We start from the raw sequence: 3,983 nt of genomic DNA, 5'->3' as shown, positions 1-3,983 counted from the left end.
CTGACCCATAGACGGACTGCCTGCGAAAGTCCGCGTCGTCCCGGCCACCGAGCCGGGACGACGGTGTATATAGCGGTGTATATATTTGTGCGCAGTTCACCCGTGCAGCGCCTGCAGCTCCTGCAAAATCGCCTCGCCCATCCCGCTGGTGCTCACCTCCGTGGCGCCTTCGGATTTGATGTCCGCGGTGCGCAGGCCGCCTGCGAGCACCGCGGCGATTGCGGCGTCGAGCTTGTCGGCGAGCGCGCCCTGGTCGAAGGAATAGCGCAGCGCCATTCCGAACGAGGCGATCATGGCGATCGGATTGGCCAAGCCGCGGCCTGCGATATCCGGCGCCGAGCCGTGCACCGGCTCGTACAGGGCTTTGCGCTTTTGGCTCTTGACGTCGACCTCGCCGAGCGAGGCCGAGGGCAGCATGCCGAGCGAGCCGGTCAGCATCGCCGCGATATCGCTGAGCATGTCTCCGAACAGATTGTCGGTGACGATGACGTCGAACTGCTTCGGCCATTTTACCAGATTCATGCCGCCGGAATCGGCGAGCTGATGTTCGAGCTGCACATCCTTGTATTCGCGGGCATGGACCCCTGTTACCACCTCGTTCCAGAGCACGCCCGATTTCATCACATTGCGCTTTTCCATCGAGGTCAATTTGTTGCGGCGCTTTCGCGCCAGATCGAACGCCACCCGGGCGATGCGCTCGATCTCGTAGGTGTCGTAGACCTGGGTGTCGATGGCGCGCTTCTGGCCGTTGCCGAGATCGGTGATGGTTTTGGGCTCGCCAAAGTAGACGCCGCCGGTGAGCTCGCGCACGATCATGATGTCGAGGCCCTCGACCACCTCGCGCTTCAGGCTCGATGCATCGGCCAGCGCCGGGTAACACACCGCCGGCCGCAGGTTCGCAAACAGCCCGAGATCCTTGCGCAGCCGCAACAGCCCGGCCTCCGGCCGAGCCTCGTAGGGCACGCTGTCCCACTTCGGGCCGCCGACCGCGCCGAACAGCACGGCGTCGGCGGCGCCGGCGAGGGCCATGGTGGCATCGGTGATGCTCTGCCCGCTGGCATCATAGGCTGACCCGCCGACCAGGCCCTGCTCGGTGGTGAAATGCGCAATCCCTGCGGCGTCGAGCCAGCCGATCAGCCGCTTCACCTCCGCCATCACTTCGGGACCGATGCCGTCGCCGGGCAGAAGCAGCAGCTTGTGGGTGGTCATGGTGGGTCCCTCATCTCAACGCGTCATGGCCGGGCCTGTCCCGGCCATCCACGTCTTCGGATCAACGGAGAGAAAGACGTGGATGCCCGGCACTGAGCAGCACAGAGCCGGGCATGACGAGTCTGTTCGTCGCGCGGATTGCTAAAGCGCCGCGAGAGAATTGGCAAGCGGTCCGATCACTTCGCATCAAGTGCGGCAAGAGTGTCGTGGATTGCCTTTGTCGTCGGATGATCGTGGCCAAGTGTCTTTTCACAGATCGCCAGCGCACGCGCATAATACGGCCGCGCTCCCGCAAGATCGCCCTGCGCCCGCAGCAGCCCGCCCAGATTGCTGAGGCTTCTTGCCGTGTCCGGATGATCGTGGCCGAGCACACTCTCACGGATCGCTAGCGCGCGCTCGACATACGGTCGCGCCCCCGCAAGATCACCCTGCGCCCGTAGCAGGTAGCCGAGATTATTGAGACTGGTTGCCGTGTGCGGATGATCGGGGCCGCGCACCTTTTCGTAGATCGCCAGCGCGCGCTCGACATACGGCCGCGCTCCCGCAAGATCGCCCTGCGCCTGCAGCAGCCCACCAAGTTCGTTGAGGCTCGTTGCGGTGTCCGGATGATCAGGGCCGAGCACACTCTCACGGATCGCTAGCGCGCGCTCGGCATACGGCCGGGCTCCCACAAGATCACCCTGCGCCCTCAGCAGGTTGCCGAGATTGTTGAGGCTCGTTGCCGTGTCCGGATGATCGGGGCCAAGCGCCTTTTCACTGATTGCCAGATCGAGCTGAAAGCAACTCCGCGCACCCGCAAGGTCGCCCTGCGCCCCCAGCAGGTTGCCGAGATAGTGGAGGCTCGTCGCCGTTTCGGGATGCTCCGGGCCAAACAGCTTTTCGCGGATCGCCAGCGCGCTCTCGTAAAGCTGCTTGGCTTGCGCGTAGTCGGCAAGCGCGTGTTGCTTGTACTGCGCCGCCATAATGAGCAAATTACTCGCCCCTTCCTCTGCTCCTGCCGGCAGTGCGGAATTGCCGCCGACCAAGGCGAGCGTAAGTGGATCGAGCCGCCGAGCGCGCGGCCAGGTGTCCGGGTCGCGCCAGACATTGACCGGATAGAGCGCCACCATCGCCGCGATCAGGATCCGCCGCGCCGCCTGCCGAGCCTCCGGCTCATGCCGCGCCGCCGCCACCTCGCGCACCAGCCGATGCAGGCGAATACAGTCCGTTGTGATCGCTGGATTGCGCTCGTCCGGGATGATCTCGCGATCGATGAGCGCAAAACCGCGCAGCGCCGCCACGGCCTCGTCGAGACCATCGCCAGCAAGCTGTGATGCCAGCGGCTCGCCGAACTCTTCTCGCGCCTCGGAGAACACATACAGCGGGATCGGCTCGGGCGCGAGCAGCGCCGTGTACGCGATCAAGGGCTCGGCGGCGGAATGGCGCTTGGCGGCTTCGCCGATGGCAAGAGCAAATGTTTTCGCCACCGTCAGGCGATCGTGATAATCGGCCGGCGCGTCCTTTTCTGTATCGAGCAGTTTTGCGGGCGCGGCCTCGAACCGCTTGCGGTACTCGGCGAGCGAGATGCCGAGCCGCTCGCAATAGGCCGCTGCCTGCTCATGGGCGAGCGGCAGGCCGCCGAGCGCCTCCGACAAGGCGAGCGCCGCCGTTTGCTCACTGGCACGGCCGGTTCGCGCGGTCAGATATTCCGCGCCAATTTCCTTTGGCCAAACCTCGATTGCAACCGGCGCGGCGATGCCGCGCCAATCGGGCGCGTTCGACGTGACGATGATCCGCGCCATCCCGCCGCGCGGCAGGCAGTTTCGAATGCCGTCCGCATTCTTGGCATTGTCGTAGACCAGCAGGATGCCCGCACCGTCATCGCGCAACCGCTCCAGCACGCCGGCGACGGCCGGCTCCTCCGCCGCGTCCGCGGCGACCCAGCCGAGCCGCACGCCGAGACCGACCAGATCGGCGCGCAGCGTCGATCCGGTCTCGGCCCTGATCCACCATGTCGCGCGATAGACGCCGCGGTGCCGCTCCGCACAGGCCGCCGCCAGCGTGGTCTTGCCGACACCGCGCAGCCCGTGCAGCGCCGTGATGGCGGCGCGGCCGTTAGCGCTCTTGAGCGCGGCGTCGATGGCGGCGAGGTCGTCGTCGCGGCCGAGAAAGTGTCGCGGCAGATTGATGGGGATATTGGAAACCGCGCCAGCTTTCTTGGCATCGGGCGCTCCCGGAAAGACGACAGTCGGACGAGCCGCTGGTGCGCCCTCGCTCGTCGCCGCTTTGCGAGCGCCAGGAAACGGTGCCGGCTCCGCCGGCGGCGCGGCAGGTTTCAAAAAGGCCGCGAGCCGTGCCCGTGCCTCGTCCTCGTCGATTCCGAACAGAATGCAGTGACTCAATACAGCTGAGAGCGTCGGCAGTTCGCTTTCTTCGACCTTTACCGGCAGCGCGAAGTTGGGGCGCTTGCTCGCGGCCGCCCATTCGGCCGCCTGCCGCTCCCAACTCGAATAAGGTGCTTTCAAATAGGCCTCGCTGATAACGCAGAGGATTTGATCGGCGCCCTCATGCCGTTCGCCCATCCAGCGCGCAATGTTTCCCCCTGCCGAGATCTCCCATTCGTAAATGCGCGGCGTGTGGCCGAGTTTTGACAATTCCTGCCCGATCCAGAACGCCCAGTCTCGGTCGCTTGACGTATAGCTGACAAAGATATCCGCCATGCGCTGTCCTCGATCCGGTTTCGGCCCGGCCGCACTTCATGAACCGATGGGCAATAGACTATCTCCCTCATATCA

At 65.2% G+C, this 3,983-nt stretch carries 2 protein-coding genes; both read right to left on the bottom strand.

The genetic code is table 11. The annotated features are described in order from the left end of the window. Positions 1-96: 96 nt before the first annotated feature. Positions 97-1,209 carry a 3-isopropylmalate dehydrogenase gene (gene leuB / locus ABSG20_RS31485; protein WP_423868351.1) on the bottom strand — a complete coding sequence of 371 codons (1,113 nt, stop codon included), beginning with the start codon at positions 1,207-1,209 and terminating at the stop codon, positions 97-99. A 176-nt stretch (positions 1,210-1,385) separates the two neighbouring features. Then, entirely contained in the window at positions 1,386-3,908 is a 2,523-nt protein-coding gene (locus ABSG20_RS31480; RefSeq protein ID WP_423868350.1) for a tetratricopeptide repeat protein, read from the bottom strand. Positions 3,909-3,983: the final 75 nt, after the last annotated feature.

This window comes from Bradyrhizobium sp. (assembly GCF_049512235.1).
Classification (GTDB): Bacteria; Pseudomonadota; Alphaproteobacteria; order Rhizobiales; family Xanthobacteraceae; genus Bradyrhizobium.
Note: the sequence above shows the minus strand (reverse complement) of the source record. Positions and strands in the feature narration are given on the sequence as shown.